Origin of the sequence: Mesorhizobium sp. B1-1-5 (assembly GCF_006443065.1) — a bacterium.
In the GTDB taxonomy this organism is placed as follows: Bacteria; Pseudomonadota; Alphaproteobacteria; order Rhizobiales; family Rhizobiaceae; genus Mesorhizobium.
Window position 1 is genome coordinate 43,132 of record NZ_VFWS01000010.1, and the last position, 21,919, is coordinate 65,050.

Sequence of the window (21,919 nt, forward strand, 5' to 3'; positions counted from 1 at the left end):
TCAGCTCATCGAGGCAAGTGGGTTCAACCCTTCCCGCGGACCCGGAGGCGGCTTGCACCGCAGGTCGACCATAAATTGATCCGGCCGCCGAGGTCAATCGGACGCCCGATATCGACCTTGCCCGTTTGCGCGACAGCGTATCACTTTCCATCCCGGTCCGCCGCTACCGGTGGACAATGGTGTGGTCGCGCGCTAGACAGGCTTGAGGCATTTTTTCCTGTTTGAAGGAGAGCGCGCGTGCTCTCACACGACCGCGTATGGGCCGCCATCGACGCTCTCGCCGAGCGCTATTCGCTCTCGGCTTCCGGTCTAGCCCGGCGCGCGGGTCTCGATTCGACGGCCTTCAACAAGTCGAAGCGCCTGTCGTCCGACGGCAGGCCGCGCTGGCCCTCGACGGAATCGCTGGCCAAGATCATCGAGGCCACCGGCGCGTCGCTCGAGGAATTCACCGGACTGGTCGAAGGGCGCGGCGGCGTCTCCATAGCCCAACAGCGCAGCGCCGTCCCGTTGCTTGGTTTTGCCCAGGCCGGCGCCGGAGGCTTCTTCGACGATGCCGGCTATCCGGCGGGACAGGGCTGGGATCTGGTCGAGCTGCCGGCGCGGGCGACCGAGACGTCCTACGCGCTGCAGGTACAGGGCGATTCCATGCTGCCGCTCTACCGCAATGGCGACGTGCTGATCGTCGAACCGGGCGCGCCGACGCGCAAGGGCGACCGTGTCGTCGTCAAGACCACCGCCGGCGAGGTGATGGCCAAGGTGCTCGATCGGCAAACGGTGAAATCGATCGTGCTGGTTTCGCTCAACCCCGCTCACCCGGACCGCGACATCCCGACGCGCGACATCGAATGGGTGGCGCGCATCGTCTGGGCGAGCCAGTAGGCCAGCTTATGCGGATTCTTCAGACAGCCCTGGCGGTTCTGGCAATTCCCGTGATGGCGGCGCTCGTCGTAACCGGCGGGCGTGCAATCAAAGGCAGTGAGAGCACGATCACGGTGGATCGGATCGATCCGGACGCGCTTGCGGATCCGAGCTCTGAGTCGCAGCCGGACGAGCCCGCGACCTCGGCCATTCCCGCGCCCGCCGCTCCGCAGCCACCTGTTCATTCGAGGGCCATCGATCCCGACGTCGTGGCGCCGCCCGCTCTCTCGGATAGCGAACTCGAACGGGTGGAACCGCGCGCGCCACTCAGTGATCTGGCGCTGGCCGGGCCGCCCAAGCCGCCCAAAACGAAGATGCCAGGCGACTGGAACGGCACAAAATTGTTCCAGCCGGTCGCCACCGCCGCCGGGCTCATCGAGTCGAAGGGCTACGCGGTCGCCGTGTCCGGCGTGGACGTCGTCAAAGCCGACGAAACCTGCAGCGACACGGGCAAGAGCTGGGCCTGCGGCACGCGCGCCAGAACAGCCTTCCGCGCCTTCCTGCGTGGCCGTGCGGTCGCCTGCACGGTGCCGCCGGACGGCGGTCGCGACATCATTACCGCCGAATGCCATATCGGCAATCAGGACATAGGCCAGTGGCTGGTCGAGAATGGCTGGGCGCGCGCGGCGCAAGGCGGCCCCTATATCGAGGCCGGGAACAAGGCCCGCGCCGCAAAGAAGGGTATTTTCGGCCCGGCGCCAAAGCTTGACGGCCTGCCGGCGCTGCCGGCCGCGTCAGGGCCGGCGCCGGTGGCGCCGGATTCGATCCTGCCGGCCGATGGCGGCGCCGTTACGCCGCCAGTTGACCAGCTAGCGCCCGCTCAATGAGCGCGCGCGTCTCGGCGATGCCGTAAAGCGCCGCGAAGGAACCGAAGCGCGGTCCGCGCTCCTGGCCGATCAGCACCTGGTAGATCATCTGGAAGAAGACGACCGACACGCCGGGTCCGCCTTCCGGACTCTGCTTGGAATGATCCTGGTAGCGCTCGATCTTGCGCGCGACATTGAGCGCGGCATTCTGGATCGCCTCGCCGTCGGCGCCTTGCGGCAGCGCGCCGAGCGCGCCGGAAAGCTTGGCCAGCGCCTCGCGCTCCACCTCGTCGGCGGCGCGGTAGACCTTGGTAGGCTTCACGAAGTCGTCGAAATAGCGGATCGCGTAGCCGGTCAGCCGGTCGAGCTCCGGATGCGTCTTCGGCGTCACGCCCGGTGCATGCCGCGAGATGAAGCCCCACAGCACCGCCTTGTCATGCGCGTTGGAGGCGCTGACCAGGTTGAGCAGCAGCGCGAAGGGCACCGGCAGGTCGATGGCCGGCGGGTTGCCGTCATGCATGTGCCAGACCGGATTGCCGAGCCGCTCCTTCCAGTCCTGGCGCGGATAGGCGCCAAGAAAAGCGTAGTACTCGTCGACAGCCTTCGGGATGACGTCGAAATAGAGCTTCTTCGCCTGCCGCGGCCGCTGGTACATGTAGAGGCCGAGGCTCTCCGTCGGTGCGTAGGTCAGCCATTCGTCGATGGTCAGGCCGTTGCCCTTCGACTTCGAGATCTTCTGGCCTTCCTCGTCGAGGAACAGCTCGTAGACGAAATGCTCCGGCGCGCGCCCGCCGAGGATGTTGCAGATGCGGTCATAGATCACCGCATTGGTCTGGTGGTCCTTGCCGAACATCTCGAAATCGACGCCGAGCGCCGCCCAGCGCATGCCGAAATCCGGCTTCCACTGCAGCTTCACATGGCCGCTGGTGACAGGCAGGGTCGTCTCGGTGCCTTCGTCGTCGAAGGTGACGGTGCCGGCCTTGGCGTCGACATTTATCATCGGCACGTAGAGCACGCGGCCGCTCTTCGGCGAGATTGGCAGGAACGGGCTGTAGGTCGCCCGGCGCTCCGGCCCGAGCGTCGGCAGCATCACGCCCATGATCTCGTCATAGCGTTCGGCGGCGCGCCGCAGCACCTCGTCGAAACGGCCGGCCTTGTAGTACTGCGTTGCGCTGGCGAATTCGTAGTCGAAGCCGAACGTGTCGAGGAAGCGGCACAGCATCGCATTGTTGTGGTCGGCGAAGCTCGCATAGTCGCCGCCGAACGGATTGGGCACCGAGGTAAGCGGCATATGCAGATAGGGCTCAAGCGCGGCGCGGTCCGGCACGCTCTCCGGGATCTTGCGCATACCGTCCATGTCGTCGGAGAAGCACAGAAGCTTGGTCTTGATCTTGTCTTGCGTCAGCACGCGGAAGGCATGCCGCACCATGGTCGTGCGCGCCACCTCGCCGAAGGTGCCGATATGCGGCAAGCCGGACGGGCCATAGCCGGTCTCGAACAGGACGGTCTCGGGAAAGTCCTTGCCCTTGTAGCGGGCGATGACTTTCTTCGCTTCCTCGAACGGCCAGGCCTTGCTCTCGGCCGCTGCGGCAAGCATCTCGGGAGTGAGATCGATGATGTTTGATCCCGTCATGTCAAAGTTCCAGTCATGGCCGTCTTCGCGGTGGATAAGGATTTGTCGACCGGTCTCTAGGCGTGACAGGCTGGAGCGTCAACGATTTGCGGCGGTTTTCCTTGCGACGCCACGATAGCGCTCTTACGTTCGAGGCCCATTCATGCAGTGCATGTCACCCAAAAGTGTGTCACGGTTTTGGAGAGATGACATGCGCGCCTTTAGGAGTTTTGAATGCCTTCATTGACGCCGCACGAAGCCCTGATCCACCTGATGGTCATCACATCGGCCTCCGATCGCGATATGACGGATGTCGAGCTGGCACGGATCGGCGACGTCGTCCGCTCCTGGCCGGTGTTCGTCGACTTCAACCAGGACAGGCTGGTTGCAGTGGCACAGGCGTGTCAGAAGGCGCTGCATGAGAAGGACGGGCTGGAAGGCGTGCTGGCGCGCGTCGCCGAGGCGCTGCCGGAGCGGCTGCGCGACACCGCTTATGCGGCTGCTTTCGAGGTTGCCGCCGTCGATCTCGAAATGCGTATGGAGGAAGTGCGCGTCCTGCAGCTCATCCGCCTCAAGCTCGACCTCGACACGCTGACCGTCGCCGCGATCGCCCGCGCGGCCAAGGCGCGCTTGCGCACGCTGACATGAAGCAATCCAGGAAAAGTGCGAGCGGTTAGGCTCGGCGACTTCGCCGCAGCCTTCTGTTCGGAATTGCTGGATAACCGGCTAGAAAAAACTCACCGGGAAATAGCGCAGGTAGAACTCGGCGAAGGTGCCTTTGATCGAGATTTCCTGCAGCGCGTAGTCGAAGGCGGCGGCAAGCGCAGTGTCGTTCTTGCGGGTGGCGATCGCCATGCCCGAGCCCAGATATTCCGGCGCCAGATACGGACCGCCGGCGAAGCGGCAGCAGCCGGCTGCGTCCGAGCCGCCCAGCCAGAAAGCAAAGCGCATGCCATCGCCGAAAGCGGCGTCGACCTTGCCGGCCTTGAGGTCGGCATAGAGGTCTTCCGGTGTGTCGAAGGTCACCACCTGCACGGTGTTGAAATAGCCGCGCAGCATTTTCTCATGCGCCGAGCCGGCGACGACGCCGACCCGCTTGCTGCGCAGCTTGTCGAGGATCGGCTCGGCGAAGGCCTTCGCCTTGGGCATGATGAAGCGCGCCGGGAATTGCATGTAGGAGCGCGAGAAGGCGTATTTCTCGCGGCTGTCCGGCGTCGCGGCAATGCCGGCGATGATCGCCTCGCCTTCGCCTTTCTGCAGAGCATCGTCCAGTTCGTTCCACGGCAAAGCCTGGACCTGGCATTTTTCGGCGACGCCCAGTTCCGCGCAGATCGCCCGCGCCAGATCGACGTGGAAACCCGACAGGCGGCCGGCGCCGTCGAGGAAGTTGAACGGCGGAAAATCAGTGGTGGTGAGAAATCTGAGCCGCGGCAGCGCGGAGAGATCGGGCTTCGGCAGCCGCTCCTTGGCGTCCCACAATACCGGCACCTGCGGCTCCGCCGCCTGAGTCGCACCGGAAAAGGGCAGCACCCCGCTCAGCACCGACATCAGGGCCAGAAATATGCACCGCAAGATCACGATATGGCTCCGCACCTGTCCCCGTTCCTTGGCTTTTCGTATGAAAAGGGGGGCAGGCACAACGGTTTTTGATTTCAAGCAGCCAAATTAGGCGTATGCTTTAGCACGTTTGCAAGTGACCTTGCGTGCCGGAAGGGGGAAGCTGCCGGTTTTGCTGAGGAGATTGCGACGCGGGGGTTGATGGCGAAGGGGGGTTCGGGCATCTACCGTCGGTAATGAAAAAGCAGAAGCAACATGGGGTAGATGTTGCGATGGGCCTGTTCGACAGAACTCTGGAATACATAGACCAGTTGCAGCATGCTGGCACCGCGGCCGCGGTCTGCGAGAGGCTGCTCGGCATCACCTCGAGCTTCGGCCTGACCGCCTTGATGGCGGGAACCGTGCCGCAGCCGGGCACGCCGCGCGGCCGCCAGAAACAGCACGTGATGCTTTGCGATTGGCCCGGCGATTGGCTTGAGCGCTATGTGGCGCGTAACTATGTCGACCACGACCCGGTCGTCAGCCACATGAAGCAGCTTCAGGCGCCGTTCCAATGGCGGGACGCTTCCAAGACCGCCCTGATCGACAAGAACAGCGACGAAGTCATGGGCGACGCCCGCGAGTTCAAGCTGCGCGACGGCCTGGCGTTTCCGCTGGTCACGCTCGACGGCCAGATCGTCATGGTCTCGCTGGGCGGCGAATCCGTTGAATTGTCGGATGCGGAATTCGGAATGGTATCGCTCGCGTCGACCTATGCGATAGGCCGCGCCATGCAACTGCACACCAAGGCCGACAACGTCATCGATCACATAGAATTGACGGCGCGTGAGCGGGAGTGCCTGCAATGGGCCGCCGTCGGCAAGTCCGAATGGGAGATCTCGCAAATCCTCGGCATCTCGGAACACACTTCCGAGAAACACCTTCTTAACGCCAAGAGCAAACTCGGCGCAGCCAACCGGGTGCAGGCAGTCGCGGAGGCGATTAGGCGCGGCTATATTAGCTAGGTCGGCCGTGCCGACCTGGAAATTCTTGCCTGCGCATTCGCGTAATATTTTAAGGGACGTCACGGCCGTATCTTCCTCTTAAGCCCAGGAGACGGCTAATGCTTTTTGCCCTTACCACTCAGGAACTGATGGAACGCCCCGACCTTTGGGAAGCGGTCCATCGCTTGCGCTACAAGATCTTCGTCGAGGAGATGGGTTGGACCGATCTCGACCGTCCGGACCAGCTCGAGATCGACCAGTTCGATCATGACGAGGCCGAACACCACCTCGTCATCCGCAACGGCGAACTGGCTGGTTACCAGCGCATGCTGCCGACCACACGGCCGCATCTTCTGACGGACGTTCTGTCGGATCTCTGCGAAGGACCGTCCCCCTCGGGGCCGAATGTCTGGGAACTGACCCGCTACGCGGTGGCTCCGGGTTTTCGCGACGGCAAACGCGGCGTCTCGACCGTCGGCACCGAGCTGATCGCCGGCTTCGTCGAATGGGGCCTGAAGCGCAACGTCAACCAGGTCATCATCGAGTTCGAGCCGATGTGGGTGCTGCGCGCCCTGCAACTGTACTTCCTGGCGACGCCGCTCGGTTACCAGCGCACCTATGGCAACCAGCAGGTCGTGGCGACGCTGCTCACCTTCACCGAGCATACGCTCGATGTCGTGCGGGCCCGCCGCAACCACCACCTGCCGGTGCTGAACCGGGGTTATCCCGGTCTGCTCGGCCTCAAGCAGGCTTCGTGATGGAGGCGGTCATGAGTTTCCATCCCGAACCGGAACTGCGCGGCCATACGCTGGTCGTCACCGTGTCCTCGCATGACGGCCGGCCAGTGCTCGACAGACACGCCTATGCGAGCCTTGCCAGGACCTTGCGCGATGCGGCGGTCAACGACGAGGTCCGCGTCGTCATGCTGCGCGGCCTTGCCGGCTGCTTCTGCCTTGGCGGCGACTTCTCGGAGTTCCTCGACGCCACCAAGCACCGAGAGTTGATCGCCGCCGTCACCGACATGTTCCGCATGTTGGCGACCTTCCCCAAGCCGGTCCTTGCCTGCGTCGACGGCGATGCTGTCGGCGTCGGCTGCACCATCCTGTTCCATTGCGACATGGTGATCGCTTCCAGGGGCAGCACCTTCAGGGTGCCGTTCGTCGATTTCGGCCTGGTGCCGGACGCGGCGACCAGCATTTTGGCGCCCCAGAAGCTCGGCTATGCCGGTGCGTTCCGCTTCTTCTGCCTGGGCGATACGTTGGGCGTCGAGGACGCCAAGGCACTGGGCCTGGTCGGCGAGATCGTGACGCATGGCAGCGCCGAGGAAGCAACGCTGGCAAGGGCCAAACAGCTGGCCAAGAAGCCTGTTGCGGCATTGCTGCAGACGCGCAGCCTGCTCAAGGGAGATACGGATGTGTTGTGCGACCGCATCGACCACGAGATCACGCTGTTCCAGCAGGCGCTTCAGGATGACACCACGCTGAAGCGGCTGCAGCGGATTGCTCGCCTGGCCGCCTGAGCGCCCGGCATGAAACCTCAGCGCCGCGCAAGCCGAAAGGCGCGCGGCGCTGTAACTCGTCCGGAACCGCGTTACCACGCGGGTAGGGCAGGCCAGCGGTTCCAGACGAAGAACAACAACTAGTCTTTCACGAATTCCGGCCCCTCGCCGATGATCTTCTTGTCGGGTTTGCCGACGGCGTCGAGGTCCCTTCCGTCATAGGGCAGGGAAAGCAGGATACGCTGGATCACCGCGAGCCGGGCGCGTCGCTTGTCATTGGCCCGCACGACGATCCAGGGCGAGAACTCCTTATGCGTGCGCTCGATCATCTGGTCGCGCGCCCTGGTGTAGTCGTCCCATTTGCTGACGCCGGCAATGTCGATCGGCGAGAACTTCCAGTTCTTCAGCGGCGACCAGCGGCGGTCATGGAACCGTTCGAGCTGCGTTTCGCGGCCGATATTCAGCCAGAATTTGAAGAAATGGATGCCTTCGTTGCAGATCATCCGCTCGAAATGCGGCGTCTCGTCCAGGAATTTCTCGTGCTGCTCCGGCGTGCAGAACCCCATGACCGGCTCGACGCCGGCGCGGTTGTACCAGGAGCGGTCGAAGGTGACGAACTCGCCCGAAGTCGGGAAATGGTCGACATAGCGCTGGTAATACCATTGCCCCGCCTCGGTCGGCGTCGGCTTGGGCAGCGCGACGTTGCGGGCCGTACGCGGGTTCATATATTGCCGCAGCACGAAGATCGTGCCGCCCTTGCCGGCCGCGTCTCTGCCCTCGAAAAGCGCCATCACCCGCTTGCCGGTGGCCTGCAGCCAGGCCTGCGCCTTGACCAGTTCGATCTGCAGCTCTTCGAGCTCCTTTTCGTAGTCCTCGCTTTTCATCTTCTTGTCGTAAGGATAACCGCCGGCGGTAAGCTTGTTGTCCTCGATCCAGTCAGGCAGCACCGGATTGTCGATGTCGAACGCTCGCTCCTTGCCGCCGATCTTGATCTTGATCGGCGCCGTGGCGGGCACCGCTTCAGCCGTTTCCTTGGCATTTTTCATCCGGACGAACCTTTCCAGTTTGCGGACTCATGCTATGGAGCCTGTGCAGCGCAGCGCGCACTCGGGCGCAAAGACGCTGCAGCATTTTGATCTTGCGCATGAACCTTCGCGAAAATCGATCCTGATTTCCAGGGTCCCATGCGTCAGGCCGGCCCAGCGAGCCGGCTGACCGGTCGAACGGGATGCGGGGTGGCGCGGGCCTATGGCAGAGACGGGCGCGGGACAAGACAACAAGGGGCGAGCCTTGGCAGGGCGGCTGGCGCGCAACCGCTGGCTGCTTGGCGCAGGCGTTTTCGCGGTCCTTGCCGTTTATTTTTTCGCCGGCGCATCCGACTATGTGCTCGTGCTGGCCCTGGTCGCGCTGGCGGCCGCGGCGATGCTGCCCGCGGAAGCCGAACGCCAGCCGGCCGATGCGGGGGCAGCGATCGAGGCCAGCGGGCTGCAGAGGCTCTCCGGCGAATATCTGGCCGCCGCGGTCGCCGACCCGCTGATCATCTTCGACCATTCCGCCACCATCGTTCACGCCAACGCCGCCGCCTTCGCCGCCTTCGGCGGACTGGCGCCCGGCATGTCGCTGTCGCTCAAGTTCCGCGCCCCGGAGATGCAGGCGCTGCTCGACAGCATCCTTGCCGGGGAAGTCGCTTCCGATGCGGTCGACTACACCGAAAAGCTGCCGGTGGAACGCACATATCGGGTCAGCGCGTCCACGGTCGGCCATGCCACCGGCCTTTACGTGCTGGTGTTCAAGGATCAAAGCGAGACGCGTCGTATCGATCGCATGCGAGCCGACTTCATCGCCAATGCCAGCCATGAGCTGCGCACGCCGCTTGCCTCGATCGCCGGCTTCATCGAGACGCTGCGCGGGCCGGCCCGCAACGATCCGGCGGCGCGCGACCAGTTCCTGCAGATCATGCAGAACCAGACCGGCCGCATGGCCCGCCTGATTGACGATCTGCTCTCGCTGTCGCGGTTGGAGATGAAGCCCTATCTGGGTCCCGGCACCGAGGTCGATCTTCGCCAGACGATCGACAGCGTCATCGATTCGCTCGGGCCGCTGGCCGGTGAGAACGGCGTCGTCATCGAGCGGGAGTTCGCCAACGCACCGCTCGTCGTTCCCGGCGATCGCGACGAACTATTCCAGGTTTTCGAGAATCTCCTGGAGAATGCCTGCAAATACGGCCAGGCAGGCGGGCGTGTCACCGTATCGATCGCCGGAGGCGAGGATGGCCAGCAGCCGGGCTTCGACGTCACGATAAGGGATTATGGTCCGGGCATTGCCGAAGAACACATCCCGCGCATCACCGAGCGCTTCTACCGCGTCGACCTCGAAAACAGCCGCGCCCAGAAAGGCACCGGGCTTGGCCTTTCGATCGTCAAGCATATATTGACCCGTCACAACGCAAGATTGTCGATCAAGTCGGAAGTCGGCAAGGGCGCGGCGTTCACGGTTCATTTGCCGGCTCGCTGATCGTATATCGGTTACCAACCGGGATTTTCTTCTTTCTGTCATGCGGTTCACGTATCAGCGACGGATTGAGGGAACGCACCAGCCGGCACAAACCGGGAAGGCATATCCATGCAGTCCGTTCATATCGCCAGTGCCTATGATGAAGAGCTGAAGTTCCTGTCGAAGCGCATCGCCGCAATGGGCGGCCATGCCGAGCGCATGGTCGAACAGGCGGTCGCGGCCCTGGTTAATGTCGACCATGGCCTCGCGCAGAAGGTCATCCAGGACGATCTCGTCCTCGACGAAGGACAGCGCGAGGTCGACGACAAGGCCATCATCATAATCGCCAGGCGCCAGCCGATGGCGACGGATCTTCGCGAGATCGTCGGCGCGATCCGTATCTCGGCCGATATCGAGCGTGTCGGCGACTTGGGCAAGAACGTCGCCAAGCGCGTGGCCTCGGTGGACGGCCGCCAGCCGAATAGCCTTTTCCGCGGTATCGAGGCGCTTGCCAATCTGGCGCTGACGCAGCTCAAGGAAGTGCTCGACGTCTACGCCTCGCGCTCGGTCGAGAGGATTGGCCTCGTGCGCGACCGGGACGACCAGATCGACGCCATGTACACCTCGCTGTTCCGCGAGCTCTTGACCTACATGATGGAAGATCCGCGCAACATCACACCCTGCACGCATCTTCTGTTCTGCGCCAAGAACATCGAGCGCATCGGTGACCACGCGACCAATATCGCCGAGACGATCTATTACATCGTCACAGGCGACCAGATGCCGACCGACCGGCCGAAGGGCGACAGGACCGACAAGGTCGTGCTTTCCGGCACGGTGCCGGCTAAGTGAACCGCCGCCTCTCGAATGGCTTCCTGATTTAGGATAAGCTCCTCCAGGGACAGCGATTTTGTCAGTCGCGTCTCGGGAGGTTTGCGATGGAACAAGTTCGAAACCTGACCCCGGCCCCAACGTCGGGCATCATTGCATCCAGCGTCTATTCGGGCGGCAAGCGCATTGCCGACATCGCCATCGAACAGGCCGGCGAATGGGCGGCAAAACCCGGCCATGTCGTCTGGATCGGCCTGCTCGAGCCTGATCGCAACCTGCTGCTCCGGGTGCAGGCGCAATTCCACCTGCATGATTTGGCGATCGAGGATGCCGAGCATCCGCATGCGCGCCCGAAGATCGAGCAATATGGCGACGCGCTTTTCATCGTTGCCCGCACCGCGCAATTGATCGACGGCCGTGTCACTTTCGGCGAGACGCATCTGTTCGTCGGCGCCGGCTACATCGTCAGCGTCCGGCACGGCCCGTCGACCTCTTACGCCGCCGTGCGCCAGCACTGGGAGAGCTGCCCGCATTCGCTCGCCAAAGGCGAGGATTTCGTCCTCTACGCCATCCTCGACTTCATCGTCGACAACTACATGCCGGTGCTGGAGCAGATCGAGGACGAGGTCGAGGCGATCGAGGACAAGGTGCTTCTGAAGCCGATGACCGGTTCCGATATCGAGCGGCTTTACATGCTGCGCCGCGATCTGCTGCGGCTGCGCAATGCGGCGCTGCCGCTGGTCGAGGTCTGCCGTCGGCTGACCAGCGCCGACCTGCCGCAGATACATGCCGCCATGCATCCGCTGTTTCGCGACGTGACCGACCACATCCGCACCGTGCAGGAAAAAATCGACTCCCTGCGCGAGGTTCTGGCCTTCGCTTTCGAAGCCAGTCTGCTGGTCGGGCAGAGCCAGGAAACCGCAATATCCAAGAAGCTCGCCTCATGGGCCGCCATCCTGGCGGTGCCCACGGCCTTCGCCGGCATCTACGGCATGAACTTCTCCGACATGCCGGAACTGAAGATGGAATACGGCTATCCGGCCGTCTTGGTGGCGATCGCGCTCATCTGCGCGTTCCTGTACTGGCGGTTCAAGAAGAATGGATGGCTGTGAAGGGAGGGAGTAGGGGAGTAGGGAGCGAGTAGCGAATAGGGAGTAGCGAGTAGGGGAAATAAGTTGCCCTTTTCGCGAAACTCAATCCAGTTCTATTCGCTATTCGCTATTCGCTATTCGCTATTCGCTATTCGCTCAGCGTGCCCTGCGCCGCTCCCCGGCCGGCTGAAACGCCACCCGGGAATGATACTTGCAGTAGGGTCCCGTTTCGGCGGCGTCGTTGCCGCAGAAGTTGAAGTCTTCCGACAGCGGATCGCCGTTCGGCCATTTGCAGGTGCGTTCGGTCAGCTCGACGAGCTGCAGATGCCGCGAGATAGGCACGACCACGTTCTCGACCGGTCGGATATAGTGGCGCGCGACCGGCTCGGCGTCGAACTGCACCTGCAGCGCGGTGGCGCCGATGGTGGTGGTCACGTGACGCGTGGCACTTGCGGCGCGGGTCACCGATTTCTGCATCGAGGCGCCTTGCGTCGCCTTCTTCTGGCGCGCCGGAGCGGCCGTTGCGCGGCCGCGGCCCGACAGCTTCAGGCGATGCACCTTGCCGATGACGGCGTTGCGGCTCACCCCGCCGAGCTGTGCGGCGATCTGGCTGGCGCTCAGACCCTCCGACCACAATTTCCTGAGAAGTTCGACTCGCTCGTCAGTCCAGTTCATGAGACCGCGCTCCTGCTGAGGCGTGCGGCAGTCAGAATCCTTTCCCGCCCCCGGCTCTCGCCGGGCAAACAACACCACATATACCGGGTGATTAGGTCCGCCGCACGAAATCTAGTTATTTCTCGACTACAAATACCTTATGCGCTGACTCGGTGACAAGAGTCCCCAGGGCAACATGATTCGGTTTTTTCGGTTTTCCCCAACTTGCCGGCCTACTTATGAGCCGGCGTGGCGTCAGGGGCTTGCCACGCGCTTGTGCGCGACGTTTTCGTTGACTTCATGGCCGAAAACCATGATAAGCCGCAAAGGCCGCCGCATTGGCGGCTTTTTTGATTTCCGGTTCCGGAGACGCATATAATGAGCGGTTCGGCGCTTTACGAGACCTTTGCTCGCGCACCCCTGGCTTTCGACCGCGGTGAGGGGACCTGGCTGGTCACCGACAAGGGCGAGCGATATCTCGACTTCGCCGGCGGCATCGCGGTGAATTCGCTGGGCCACAGCCATCCGCATCTGGTCGCGGCGCTCACCGAGCAGGCTGCCAAGCTGTGGCACGTCTCCAACCTCTATGAGATCCCGGAACAGCGCCGGCTGGGCGAGCGGCTGGCTGAGGCGACCTTTGCAGACAAGGTGTTCTTCACCAATTCCGGTGCCGAGGCGCTGGAATGCGCCATCAAGACGGCCAGGCGCTATCAATTCGTCAAGGCCCATCCCGAGCGTTTCCGCATCATCACCTTCGAGGGTGCCTTTCACGGCCGCACGCTGGCGACGATCGCCGCCGGCGGCCAGTATAAATATCTCGAAGGCTTCGGCCCGAAGGTCGAGGGATTCGACCAGGTGGCTTTCGACGACATCGACGCCGCTGAGAAGGCGATCACGCCGGAGACCGCAGCGATCCTGATCGAGCCGGTGCAAGGCGAGGGCGGCATACGCCCGGTGCCGACGCAATCGCTGAAGCGGCTGCGGCAACTCTGCGACAAGCACGGCCTGCTTTTGATCTTCGACGAGGTCCAGTGCGGCATCGGTCGCACCGGCAAGCTGTTCGCGCATGAATGGTCAGGCGTCACCCCCGATCTGATGGCGATCGCCAAGGGCATCGGCGGCGGCTTCCCGATGGGCGCCTGCCTTGCCACCGACGAGGCGGCGACCGGCATGACGGCCGGCGTGCACGGCACCACCTTCGGCGGCAATCCGCTGGCGATGGCCGTCGGCAACGCCGTGCTCGACGTGGTGCTGGCCGACGGCTTCCTCGAGGACGTGCAGCGCAAGGCGCTGCTTCTGAAGCAGGGCCTTGCGGCGGTGGCCGATGAATTCCCCGACGTCATCGAGGGAATCAGGGGAACCGGCCTTATGCTCGGCCTGAAATGCGCCATGCCCAACGCCAAGGTGAACATGGCGCTGCGCGACCAGCACCTGCTTGCCGTGCCGGCGGGCGACAACGTCATCCGCCTCCTGCCGCCGCTCACCGTCACCGACGAGGAGATCGGCGAGGCGCTGGAGCGCATTCGCGGCGGCGCCAAGCGCCTGACCGACGCGATTGCCGCCGAAGCCGCCAAATAATTTCTGGAACCTGCCGATGAGTGTTCGCCACTTCACCGATCTGTCCGCCGTTTCCGCGGGCGACCTGCGCATCATGCTGGACGACGCGGTGGCGCGAAAGACCAGGCTCAAGGCGGGTGAGCGTTCAAAACCGCTCGATGGCAAGGTGCTGGCCATGATCTTCGATAAGCCGTCGACGCGCACGCGCGTGTCCTTCGATGTCGGCATGCGCCAGCTCGGCGGCGAGACCATCATGCTGACCGGCACCGAGATGCAGCTCGGCCGTTCGGAGACGATCGCCGACACGGCGAAAGTGCTGTCGCGCTATGTCGACGCCATCATGATCCGCACCACCTCGCACGACCGGCTGCTGGAGCTCACCGAGAACGCCACCGTTCCGGTCATCAACGGGCTGACCGACGACACGCATCCCTGCCAGCTCATGGCCGACATCATGACCTTTGAGGAGCATCGCGGTCCGGTGTCCGGCAAGACTTTCGCCTGGACCGGCGACGGCAACAATGTGCTGCATTCGCTCCTGGAGGCCTCGGCGCGCTTTAGCTTCAACCTCAATGTCGCGGTGCCGGAAGGCAGCGAGCCTTTCGGGAAATATGTCGACTGGTCGAAGGCCAATGGCGGCAAGGTTCGGTTTTCCAGGTCTGCCGAGGAAGCCGTCGACAAGGCCGACTGCGTCGTCACCGACAGCTGGGTCTCCATGGGCCAGGAGCATCGCGCCCGCGGCCACAACGTCTTCCTGCCCTATCAGGTCAATGCGGCGCTGATGGCAAAGGCCAAGCCCGATGCATTGTTCATGCACTGCCTGCCGGCGCATCGCGGCGAGGAGGTCACCGATGAGGTGATCGACGGGCCGCATTCGGTGGTCTTCGACGAGGCCGAGAACCGGCTGCACGCCCAGAAGGCTGTGCTGGCCTGGTGTCTGGGCGCGTGAGAAGGGCTGGACCTGACCGCTTCCGGCCCGATCGGGCTCAACTTGATCTGGGGACATGTGATGCCTATTTGCGGGCCATCACGTAAATTGAACGCGCTTCGACGCATGCGGCTCACCGGGCGGCATGGCTGCGCCCCGGAGTATTGTCATGTTGGAAACCCAGACCTTGGCTGAGCATAAACCCCAACTCGGTGAATTCGGCTTCGCCGGCGACGATCATGTCGTGCCTTATGAGGTCGCGCCGCTCGATGTGCGCGGCCGCACCGTGCAGCTCGGGCCGATGCTCGACGCTATTCTGAGCCGCCACGATTACCCTGAGCCCGTCGCCCGCCTGCTGGCGGAAGCCTGCGTGCTCACCGTGCTGCTCGGCACCTCGTTGAAGTTCGAAGGCAAGTTCATCCTGCAGACCCGCACCGACGGTCCGGTCGACATGCTGGTGGCCGATTTCACCACGCCGCATGCGCTGCGCGCCTATGCGCGCTTCGATGCCGACCGGCTGCAGGCGCTGACCGCCGCCGGCGAGACCTCGCAGCAGACGCTGCTCGGCGACGGCGTCTTGGCCTTGACGATCGACCAGGGCCCGCATACGCAGCGCTACCAAGGCATCGTCCAGCTCGACGGCACCTCGCTCGAGGACGCCGCGCGCACCTATTTCCGGCAGTCGGAGCAGATCCCGACCGATATCAAGATGTCGGTCGCCAAGCTGGTCACGCCCGGCCCGGCCGGCGCGCGCGAGCAGTGGCGCGCCGGTGGCATTCTGGCGCAATTCCTGCCGCAATCGCCGGAGCGCATGCGCGTTCCCGATATTTCCGGCGGCGACGGCGATCCGCGTGACGTCGCGGACCAGCCGGCCGACAATTCCTGGCAGGAGTTGCTGGCGCTGCTCGGCACGATCGAGCCGACCGAGTTGATCGACCCGACGGTGGGCGCCGAGCGATTGCTCTACCGGCTGTTCCACGAACACGGCGTGCGCGTTTTCCGCGGCGTCCCTGTCGCCGACCAGTGCTCCTGCTCGCGCGACAAGATCCGCGGCATTCTCGAAGGCTTTTCGGCTGAGGAGATCAAGGACTCGACCGAAGAGGGCGGCATCCATGTCGCCTGCGAGTTCTGCTCGACCCAATACGACTTCGACCCGGCTGAATTCGCGAAGTAAGCGCTCTTCCTTCTCCCCGTTCCACGGGGAGAAGGTGCCCAAAGGGCGGATGAGGGGCGGCGCCAACGTTGGCCGTGATAGCGTCCGCCGTAGCGAAGCTGTTGTCCGCCTCAAGGAAAATCTCGGAAGCCCGGCGCCGCCCCTCATTGCCCTGCCGGGCATTTCTCCCCGTATAGAGACGGCAGAAAAACGCTAATTCACCGTGCGCCTTGTCCCCGGCATATCGAGCGAGAAAGCCGGAATGGCGATATCGAACGTCTCGCCGCGGCCGTTGCGCATCGTGTAATGGCCGACCATGATGCCTGATGGCGTCGAGAGCGGGCAGCCCGAGGTGTACTGGTAGCTGTCGCCGGGATTGAGTTCCGGCTGGTCGCCGACGACGCCGGCGCCGCGCACCTCCTCGACCCGGCCCTGGCCGTCGGTGATGTGCCAGTAGCGCGACACAAGCTGCACGAACTCGTCGGAGCGGTTGTCGATCGTCACCTGATAACCCCAGACATAGCGGTTCTCGGACGGATCGGAGCGGTCCTCCAGATAGAAGGGCCTGACCAGCACTTCGATGTTGCGCGTCACTGCGCGATACATGGGCCACTCCGGTTGCCGCCGCGGAACATATGTCACGCTCCGCTCTTGATACGCAGCGCCGACCATCCTGTCAGCCTTGTAAGCGCAGGTGCCGAAAAACAATGTCATTTAAGTGACACATGACAATGTTGGTGTGCACAAACATGCCGGGCGACTCGGACGCTCTGTAACAGTTGAAACGGTCGCGTGCGGCCTAAAGCAATTCCAGGAAAAGCGCGAGCGGTTAGGCTCGGCGCCTTCGCCGTAGCCTTCCGTCCGGAATCGCGTGAAAACAAGGAGATGGAGTGGGTCGCCGTTTGCGTGAAACGGTGAAACTCTCCATCGGGAGTGACCAGATCTCGATGGAACTGACTATCGCAGCCGGCCTGGCTTCGTCAGCGCTTCTTTCCTTCAATCTCGCCAGCATCCTGCTCGCCTCGTCGCGGCTGAAGCGGCGGCATGTCATGGCGCCGCCCTCCAGTGCGCGGCCACCGGTCTCCATCATCGTGCCGTCGCGTGGCGTCGAGCCGTTCACGCCGGAGACCTTGCAGCGCGCCTTTTCGCTCGATTGGCCGCGCTACGAGCTGATCTTCTGCGTCGCGCATGCCGAAGACCCGGTGGTCAAGCTGATCGACGCGGCGATCGCGCGCCACCCCAAAATTCCTGCGCGGCTGCTGATCGGCGACGATCGCGTCAGCGCCAATCCCAAGCTCAACAACTGCGTCAAGGGCTGGCAGGCGGCGGGACACGATTGGGTGATCCTCGCCGATTCCAACGTGCTGATGCCGAGAGACTATGTCCAGCACCTGATGGCGGCATGGCGGCCGGATACCGGCCTCGTCTGTTCGACGCCGATCGGCTCGCGGCCGGACGGGTTTTGGGCCGAGGTCGAATGTGCCTTCCTCAACACGCTGCAGGCGCGCTGGCAATATGCCGGGGAGGCGCTTGGCCTTGGCTTCGCCCAGGGCAAGAGCATGCTGTGGAACAAGCCGATGCTCGACGCCAATGGCGGCATCCAGGCCTTGGCCGCCGAGATCGCCGAGGACGCAGCGGCCACCAAGCTGGTCAACGGCCTGGGGCTCAACGTCAACCTCGTCGCCTCGCCATTCGAGCAGCCGCTTGGACTGCGCAGCTTCGCCGAGATCTGGTCGCGCCAAGCGCGCTGGGCGCGGCTGCGCCGGGTGACCTTTCCGCTGTTCTTCGCACCGGAGATCCTGACTGGTGCTGCGGTGCCGCTGCTGCTGGCGCTGATTGCGGCGGCAAGCGCCGGCGTCAGCCTGCCCACGACGGCCTTGGGCGTGCTGGCGATCGCCTACCTGCCGGAATGGCTGCTAGCCTTTGCGAAGGGCTGGTACCTGTCGCCGCGCAGCGTCACCGCGATGATCGTGCGCGATGCCCTGCTGCCGGCCATCTGGGCGCGCGCCTGGTTCGGCGGCGCCGTCGAATGGCGCGGCAACGCCATGACCATCCGCACCAAGGCGATGACCGAGCTGGAGGAGCTCGCCTAGAGCAATTCCAGGAAAAGTGTGAAACGGTTTTCCGTCCGGAATTGCGGCTCTGAAGGTTCCGGCCGCGGCGTTCTCAGCCTTCTATTTTGCTGCCTTCAGCGCCTGTTCGACGTCTTCCAGCAGATCATCGGTGTCCTCCAGGCCGACGGAGAGCCTCAGCGTGCCTGGACCGATGCCGAGCTCGGCGCGGGCCTCGTCGCTCAGGTTCTTGTGTGTCGTCGTCGCCGGATGGGTGATCAGGCTCTTGGCGTCACCGAGATTGTTCGAGATCAGCACGATGTCGAGCGCGTTCTGGAAGGCAAAGGCCGCCTGCTTGCCGCCCTTGACGTCGAGGCAGATCAGCGTCGAGCCTCCCGACATCTGCTTCTTGACGATATCCGCTTGCGGATGATCGGCGCGACCCGGATAGATGACACGGGCGATCTCCGGTCGGCCGGCAAGGAAGTCGGCGATCTTGCCGGCGCTCTCGGTCTGCTGGCGCACGCGCAGCGGCAGCGTCTCCAGGCCTTTGAGCAGCGTCCAGGCGTTGAAGGGCGACAGGCTGGGACCGGTGTGGCGGAAATAGTCGTGCAGGTTCTCGTCGATCCACTTCTTGTCCGACAGGATGACGCCGCCGAGGCAGCGGCCCTGGCCGTCTATGTGCTTGGTCGCCGAATAGACGACGATATGGGCGCCGAGCAGCAAGGGCTTCTGCTGCAGCGGCGTGGCGAAGACATTGTCGACGATCAGCCTGGCGCCGATCGAATTGGCGAGCTTGGCGACCGCGGCGATATCGACCACCTCCAGCGTCGGGTTGGTCGGGCTTTCCAGGAAGAATAGCTTGGTGTTCGGCCTTATCGCCTTTTCCCAATTGGCGATGTCGGTGCCGTCGACCAGCGTCGCCTCGATGCTGTAGCGCGGCGCCAGCGTCTCGACCACCCAGCGACAGGAGCCGAACAGGGCGCGCGCCGCGACGATATGATCTCCGGCCTTGGCGCTGCAGAGCAGCGCGGCGGTTACCGCGGCCATGCCGGAAGCGGTGGCGCGGGCATCCTCGGCGCCTTCCAGCGCGCACATGCGCTTTTCGAACATGTCGACGGTCGGGTTGGCGTAGCGCGAATAGATGAAGCCCGGCTCCTCACCCTTGAAGCGGGCTTCCGCCGCTTGCGCGGTCTCGTAGACATAGCCTTGGGTGAGATACATCGCCTCCGATGTCTCGCCGAAGCCGGAACGCAACGTTCCGCCATGCACGAGTGCCGTCTGAGGTTTCCAGTTGCGCTTCTTGGTGCTCATAGCCCTGCTTTCAGACACAAAAAAACCGGCCGCGAAGTCGCAACCGGTCCATATAGCCTTGCGGCTCGACGGTCCTTTAGCGACTTGTTTAACGTGGCTGCAAGCCGACCGGCCAAATCACCACGGGATAACGACCCTTTAGACCCGCGCCGCGCTTGCGTCAATTGCCGGCTTCATTAAGAGGTTTGTACCAGCCGGGCGGCAAGAGCCTGCTTAGATCCTAGCCCGGCCTTGTGAACGGAGCCAGCCTTTGCGGCAAACAGGCATTCTTCCGGATCAGGACATCGCAGCGCTGTTCGAGGCGAAGGCGCTGAAGTCGCCGCGCGCGCTGGACGCCGACCAGATCCAGCCGGCCAGCCTCGATCTCAGGCTCGGCGACAAAGCGTTTCGCGTGCGTGCCTCGTTCCTGCCGGGTCCGGATCATCGGGTCGTCGACAAGCTCGAGCGGCTGAAGCTGCACGAGATCAGCCTTGCCGAGGGCGCGGTGCTGGAAACCGGCTGCGTCTATATCGTGCCGCTGCTCGAGAGCCTGGCGCTGCCGGCGAACGTATCCGCCTCGGCCAATCCGAAGAGCTCGACCGGCCGCCTCGACATCTTCACACGCGTCATGACCGATCGTGGCCACGAGTTCGACAAGATCGCCGCCGGCTATCGCGGGCCGCTCTATCTCGAAGTCAGCCCGCGCACCTTCCCGATCGTCGTGCGCGCCGGCTCGCGGCTGTCGCAGATCCGCTTCCGCACCGGCAACGCGGTGCTCTCGGAAAGCGAGCTGCGCGACCTTCACCGCGCCGAGATGCTGGTCGCCACCGAGCCGCCCAATATTTCAGGCGGCGGCATCGCGCTCTCCATCGATCTTGACGGCGACAAGGACGGCCTCGTCGGCTACCGCGGCAAGCACCACACCGGCCTGGTCGACGTCGACAAGCGTGCCGCGCAGGATGTCGTCGATTTCTGGGAGCCGATCTACAAGAGCGGCGCCGGCGAACTGGTGCTCGATCCGGACGAATTCTATATCCTGGTCAGCCGAGAAGCTGTGCATGTGCCGCCGCTCTATGCCGCCGAGATGACACCCTTCGATCCGCTGGTCGGCGAGTTCCGCGTCCATTATGCCGGCTTCTTCGATCCGGGCTTCGGCCACTCCGCCGCCGGCGGCAGCGGCAGCCGCGCCGTGCTCGAAGTGCGCAGCCACGAGGTGCCTTTTATCCTCGACCACGGCCAGATCGTCGGCCGTCTCGTCTACGAGCATATGCTGAAGCGCCCGCAGGCGCTTTACGGCACCGAACTCGGCTCGAACTATCAGGCGCAGGGCCTGAAGCTCTCCAAGCATTTTCGCGCAGCGCGCTGAAGCTGCTGATCTCCCCCTCGTGGGGAGATCACCCTACCTCACAGCGCCTTCACCGCCACCTTGACCGGCTTTTCGATCTCCAGCGGATTGCGCAGCGGCAGGCCGAAATCCTGCGCCTCGATTTCGAAAGTATCGCCAGCCTCGGTCCTGATACCATCGGCGAAGGACAATGTCGCGGTGCCGAACATATGCACATGCACATCGCCCGGCTGGCGGAAGGCCGAATATTTGAAATGGTGGTGCTCGAGATTGGCGATGGTGTGCGACATGTTCGCTTCGCCCGACAGGAACGGCTTTTCCCAGAGCAGCTTGCCGTCGCGCCAGATGCGCGATGCGCCGCGGATGTCGGCCGGCAGGTCGCCGATCAGGATTTCGGGGCCAAACGAGGCGTTGCGCAGCTTGGAATGGGCGAGGAACAGATAGTTCACCCGCTCGGTCACGTGATCGGAAAACTCGTTCGACAGCGTGAAGCCGACGCGGAACGGCGCGCCGTCATCGCCGATGACATAGATGCCCGCGATCTCCGGCTCCTCGCCGCCGTCCTGCGCGAAGGCAGGCGACATCAGGGGAGCGCCGGGGGCCACCGCCATCGTGCCGTTGCCCTTGTAGAACCATTCCGGCTGCACGCCGACCTGTCCCTTGGCGGGCTTGCCGCCTTCGAGCCCCATGCGGAACATCTTCATAGAATCGGTGAGCTGTTCTTCGCCGTCACTGAGCTTCTTGTGCATGGAATCGCGCGTCGCCGCGGAACCGAGATGCGTCAGCCCCGTGCCGGTGAGATGCAGATGCGCGGGATCCGGATGGTTGATCGGCGAGACCAGCCTGCCCCTCTTGTAGGCGGCGTCGAGATCGACCGTCTCGCCATAGCCCTTGCGCTCGATCAATGCTTCGAGGCCCGTGCCCGTCCGCGCGGCCTCCATCGCCAGCGAATAGACGCTGCGCGCGCCGTTGATGACCCTGGTCTTGCCGCCGCCATTGCGGGCGACGACGCGGATCGTCTCGGCGTCGTCGAGAATCTGGGAGATCAGCATGTTTGAACCCTCTCTCATCTTGCCTGGCTGCCCGCGGGCAAACCTTGACCGGCGCGGCGCGGAGAAATCCGCGCCACGGTTGAAATTCTTCGTCCGG

21 protein-coding genes and 1 riboswitch are annotated in these 21,919 nt (G+C 63.8%); of the genes, 14 read left to right on the plus strand and 7 right to left on the minus strand.

The window, feature by feature from the left end:
- Nucleotides 1–237: 237 nt before the first annotated feature.
- Both FJ980_RS06170 and FJ980_RS06175 read left to right on the plus strand, forming a co-directional pair.
- Complete coding sequence (locus FJ980_RS06170) at nucleotides 238–879, plus strand: helix-turn-helix transcriptional regulator (RefSeq protein ID WP_140542045.1); 642 nt, start codon at nucleotides 238–240, stop codon at nucleotides 877–879.
- An 8-nt stretch (nucleotides 880–887) separates the two neighbouring features.
- Nucleotides 888–1,745, plus strand: coding sequence for a thermonuclease family protein (locus tag FJ980_RS06175; protein WP_140542086.1), 858 nt, complete (start codon nucleotides 888–890; stop codon nucleotides 1,743–1,745).
- On the opposite strand, the gene FJ980_RS06180 is transcribed toward FJ980_RS06175, so the two are convergent.
- Complete coding sequence (locus FJ980_RS06180) at nucleotides 1,708–3,357, minus strand: lysine--tRNA ligase (RefSeq protein ID WP_140542046.1); 1,650 nt, start codon at nucleotides 3,355–3,357, stop codon at nucleotides 1,708–1,710. The genes FJ980_RS06175 and FJ980_RS06180 overlap by 38 nt on opposite strands.
- A gap of 213 nt (nucleotides 3,358–3,570) precedes the next feature.
- Between FJ980_RS06180 and FJ980_RS06185 the strand changes: the two genes are divergently transcribed.
- A complete protein-coding gene (locus tag FJ980_RS06185; RefSeq protein ID WP_140542047.1) occupies nucleotides 3,571–3,984 on the plus strand; it encodes a tellurite resistance TerB family protein in 414 nt (137 codons plus the stop codon).
- Nucleotides 3,985–4,062: 78 nt separating this feature from the next.
- On the opposite strand, the gene FJ980_RS06190 is transcribed toward FJ980_RS06185, so the two are convergent.
- Nucleotides 4,063–4,884, minus strand: coding sequence for a transporter substrate-binding domain-containing protein (locus FJ980_RS06190; protein ID WP_140542087.1), 822 nt, complete (start codon nucleotides 4,882–4,884; stop codon nucleotides 4,063–4,065).
- 281 nt (nucleotides 4,885–5,165) lie between these two features.
- On the opposite strand from FJ980_RS06190, the gene FJ980_RS06195 reads away from it, so the two are divergent.
- The 3 genes from FJ980_RS06195 to FJ980_RS06205 all read left to right on the plus strand — a co-directional run bounded on the left by FJ980_RS06195 (nucleotide 5,166) and on the right by FJ980_RS06205 (nucleotide 7,395).
- Nucleotides 5,166–5,897 (plus strand): LuxR family transcriptional regulator, encoded by a 732-nt coding sequence (locus tag FJ980_RS06195; protein ID WP_140542048.1) that lies wholly within the window; start codon nucleotides 5,166–5,168, stop codon nucleotides 5,895–5,897.
- A gap of 98 nt (nucleotides 5,898–5,995) precedes the next feature.
- Nucleotides 5,996–6,634 carry a GNAT family N-acetyltransferase gene (locus FJ980_RS06200; RefSeq protein ID WP_140542049.1) on the plus strand — a complete coding sequence of 213 codons (639 nt, stop codon included), beginning with the start codon at nucleotides 5,996–5,998 and terminating at the stop codon, nucleotides 6,632–6,634.
- Between the two features lie 11 nt (nucleotides 6,635–6,645).
- Nucleotides 6,646–7,395, plus strand: coding sequence for an enoyl-CoA hydratase-related protein (locus tag FJ980_RS06205; RefSeq protein ID WP_140542050.1), 750 nt, complete (start codon nucleotides 6,646–6,648; stop codon nucleotides 7,393–7,395).
- A 119-nt stretch (nucleotides 7,396–7,514) separates the two neighbouring features.
- Here FJ980_RS06205 and ppk2 read toward each other — a convergent pair whose 3' ends face one another.
- Nucleotides 7,515–8,420, minus strand: coding sequence for a polyphosphate kinase 2 (ppk2, locus tag FJ980_RS06210; protein WP_140542051.1), 906 nt, complete (start codon nucleotides 8,418–8,420; stop codon nucleotides 7,515–7,517).
- Nucleotides 8,421–8,622: 202 nt separating this feature from the next.
- Between ppk2 and FJ980_RS06215 the strand changes: the two genes are divergently transcribed.
- The 3 genes from FJ980_RS06215 (at nucleotide 8,623) to FJ980_RS06225 (ending at nucleotide 11,810) form a co-directional block, all read left to right on the plus strand.
- Nucleotides 8,623–9,888 (plus strand): ATP-binding protein, encoded by a 1,266-nt coding sequence (locus tag FJ980_RS06215; protein ID WP_140542052.1) that lies wholly within the window; start codon nucleotides 8,623–8,625, stop codon nucleotides 9,886–9,888.
- A gap of 108 nt (nucleotides 9,889–9,996) precedes the next feature.
- Nucleotides 9,997–10,719 (plus strand): phosphate signaling complex protein PhoU, encoded by a 723-nt coding sequence (gene phoU / locus FJ980_RS06220; protein WP_140542053.1) that lies wholly within the window; start codon nucleotides 9,997–9,999, stop codon nucleotides 10,717–10,719.
- Nucleotides 10,720–10,805: 86 nt separating this feature from the next.
- On the plus strand, nucleotides 10,806–11,810 hold the full coding sequence (locus FJ980_RS06225) for a magnesium and cobalt transport protein CorA (protein ID WP_140542054.1): 1,005 nt from the start codon (nucleotides 10,806–10,808) through the stop codon (nucleotides 11,808–11,810).
- A 135-nt stretch (nucleotides 11,811–11,945) separates the two neighbouring features.
- Here the strand turns inward: FJ980_RS06225 and FJ980_RS06230 are convergent, their stop codons facing one another.
- Entirely contained in the window at nucleotides 11,946–12,464 is a 519-nt protein-coding gene (locus FJ980_RS06230) for a GcrA family cell cycle regulator (RefSeq protein WP_095765897.1), read from the minus strand.
- Nucleotides 12,465–12,821: 357 nt separating this feature from the next.
- On the opposite strand from FJ980_RS06230, the gene FJ980_RS06235 reads away from it, so the two are divergent.
- The 3 genes from FJ980_RS06235 to FJ980_RS06245 all read left to right on the plus strand — a co-directional run bounded on the left by FJ980_RS06235 (nucleotide 12,822) and on the right by FJ980_RS06245 (nucleotide 16,102).
- Nucleotides 12,822–14,021, plus strand: coding sequence for an aspartate aminotransferase family protein (locus FJ980_RS06235; RefSeq protein ID WP_140542055.1), 1,200 nt, complete (start codon nucleotides 12,822–12,824; stop codon nucleotides 14,019–14,021).
- Nucleotides 14,022–14,037: 16 nt separating this feature from the next.
- Nucleotides 14,038–14,949, plus strand: a complete 912-nt coding sequence (gene argF / locus FJ980_RS06240; RefSeq protein WP_140542056.1) for an ornithine carbamoyltransferase — start codon at nucleotides 14,038–14,040, stop codon at nucleotides 14,947–14,949.
- 124 nt (nucleotides 14,950–15,073) lie between these two features.
- Nucleotides 15,074–16,102: an Hsp33 family molecular chaperone gene (locus FJ980_RS06245; protein ID WP_140542057.1), complete on the plus strand. Its 1,029-nt coding sequence runs from the start codon at nucleotides 15,074–15,076 to the stop codon at nucleotides 16,100–16,102.
- Between the two features lie 192 nt (nucleotides 16,103–16,294).
- Here the strand turns inward: FJ980_RS06245 and apaG are convergent, their stop codons facing one another.
- Nucleotides 16,295–16,687 carry a Co2+/Mg2+ efflux protein ApaG gene (gene apaG / locus FJ980_RS06250; RefSeq protein ID WP_095765893.1) on the minus strand — a complete coding sequence of 131 codons (393 nt, stop codon included), beginning with the start codon at nucleotides 16,685–16,687 and terminating at the stop codon, nucleotides 16,295–16,297.
- Nucleotides 16,688–17,028: 341 nt separating this feature from the next.
- Here apaG and FJ980_RS06255 point away from each other — a divergent pair, with 341 nt between their 5' ends.
- The gene (locus FJ980_RS06255; protein WP_140542058.1) at nucleotides 17,029–18,174 is read left to right on the plus strand and encodes a ceramide glucosyltransferase; all 1,146 of its coding nucleotides are present in this window, start codon (nucleotides 17,029–17,031) and stop codon (nucleotides 18,172–18,174) included.
- Between the two features lie 81 nt (nucleotides 18,175–18,255).
- On the opposite strand, the gene FJ980_RS06260 is transcribed toward FJ980_RS06255, so the two are convergent.
- Complete coding sequence (locus tag FJ980_RS06260) at nucleotides 18,256–19,446, minus strand: O-succinylhomoserine sulfhydrylase (RefSeq protein ID WP_140542059.1); 1,191 nt, start codon at nucleotides 19,444–19,446, stop codon at nucleotides 18,256–18,258.
- Between the two features lie 56 nt (nucleotides 19,447–19,502).
- Nucleotides 19,503–19,580, minus strand: a riboswitch (SAM riboswitch).
- A 116-nt stretch (nucleotides 19,581–19,696) separates the two neighbouring features.
- Here FJ980_RS06260 and FJ980_RS06265 point away from each other — a divergent pair.
- Nucleotides 19,697–20,791 (plus strand): 2'-deoxycytidine 5'-triphosphate deaminase, encoded by a 1,095-nt coding sequence (locus FJ980_RS06265; protein ID WP_140542060.1) that lies wholly within the window; start codon nucleotides 19,697–19,699, stop codon nucleotides 20,789–20,791.
- A gap of 38 nt (nucleotides 20,792–20,829) precedes the next feature.
- Here FJ980_RS06265 and araD1 read toward each other — a convergent pair whose 3' ends face one another.
- Nucleotides 20,830–21,822 (minus strand): AraD1 family protein, encoded by a 993-nt coding sequence (gene araD1 / locus FJ980_RS06270; protein WP_140542061.1) that lies wholly within the window; start codon nucleotides 21,820–21,822, stop codon nucleotides 20,830–20,832.
- Nucleotides 21,823–21,919: the final 97 nt, after the last annotated feature.

What these genes read in the sequence shown, in the direction of transcription:
- FJ980_RS06175 (WP_140542086.1), top strand. Translation starts at nt 888, where the DNA reads ATGCGGATTCTTCAGACAGCCCTGGCGGTTCTGGCAATTCCCGTGATG.
- FJ980_RS06180 (WP_140542046.1), bottom strand. Translation starts at nt 3,357, where the DNA reads ATGACGGGATCAAACATCATCGATCTCACTCCCGAGATGCTTGCCGCA.
- FJ980_RS06185 (WP_140542047.1), top strand. Translation starts at nt 3,571, where the DNA reads ATGCCTTCATTGACGCCGCACGAAGCCCTGATCCACCTGATGGTCATC.
- FJ980_RS06190 (WP_140542087.1), bottom strand. Translation starts at nt 4,884, where the DNA reads ATGTCGGTGCTGAGCGGGGTGCTGCCCTTTTCCGGTGCGACTCAGGCG.
- FJ980_RS06195 (WP_140542048.1), top strand. Translation starts at nt 5,166, where the DNA reads ATGGGCCTGTTCGACAGAACTCTGGAATACATAGACCAGTTGCAGCAT.
- FJ980_RS06200 (WP_140542049.1), top strand. Translation starts at nt 5,996, where the DNA reads ATGCTTTTTGCCCTTACCACTCAGGAACTGATGGAACGCCCCGACCTT.
- FJ980_RS06205 (WP_140542050.1), top strand. Translation starts at nt 6,646, where the DNA reads ATGAGTTTCCATCCCGAACCGGAACTGCGCGGCCATACGCTGGTCGTC.
- ppk2 (WP_140542051.1), bottom strand. Translation starts at nt 8,420, where the DNA reads ATGAAAAATGCCAAGGAAACGGCTGAAGCGGTGCCCGCCACGGCGCCG.
- FJ980_RS06215 (WP_140542052.1), top strand. Translation starts at nt 8,623, where the DNA reads ATGGCAGAGACGGGCGCGGGACAAGACAACAAGGGGCGAGCCTTGGCA.
- phoU (WP_140542053.1), top strand. Translation starts at nt 9,997, where the DNA reads ATGCAGTCCGTTCATATCGCCAGTGCCTATGATGAAGAGCTGAAGTTC.
- FJ980_RS06225 (WP_140542054.1), top strand. Translation starts at nt 10,806, where the DNA reads ATGGAACAAGTTCGAAACCTGACCCCGGCCCCAACGTCGGGCATCATT.
- FJ980_RS06230 (WP_095765897.1), bottom strand. Translation starts at nt 12,464, where the DNA reads ATGAACTGGACTGACGAGCGAGTCGAACTTCTCAGGAAATTGTGGTCG.
- FJ980_RS06235 (WP_140542055.1), top strand. Translation starts at nt 12,822, where the DNA reads ATGAGCGGTTCGGCGCTTTACGAGACCTTTGCTCGCGCACCCCTGGCT.
- argF (WP_140542056.1), top strand. Translation starts at nt 14,038, where the DNA reads ATGAGTGTTCGCCACTTCACCGATCTGTCCGCCGTTTCCGCGGGCGAC.
- FJ980_RS06245 (WP_140542057.1), top strand. Translation starts at nt 15,074, where the DNA reads ATGGCTGCGCCCCGGAGTATTGTCATGTTGGAAACCCAGACCTTGGCT.
- apaG (WP_095765893.1), bottom strand. Translation starts at nt 16,687, where the DNA reads ATGTATCGCGCAGTGACGCGCAACATCGAAGTGCTGGTCAGGCCCTTC.
- FJ980_RS06255 (WP_140542058.1), top strand. Translation starts at nt 17,029, where the DNA reads ATGGAACTGACTATCGCAGCCGGCCTGGCTTCGTCAGCGCTTCTTTCC.
- FJ980_RS06260 (WP_140542059.1), bottom strand. Translation starts at nt 19,446, where the DNA reads ATGAGCACCAAGAAGCGCAACTGGAAACCTCAGACGGCACTCGTGCAT.
- araD1 (WP_140542061.1), bottom strand. Translation starts at nt 21,822, where the DNA reads ATGCTGATCTCCCAGATTCTCGACGACGCCGAGACGATCCGCGTCGTC.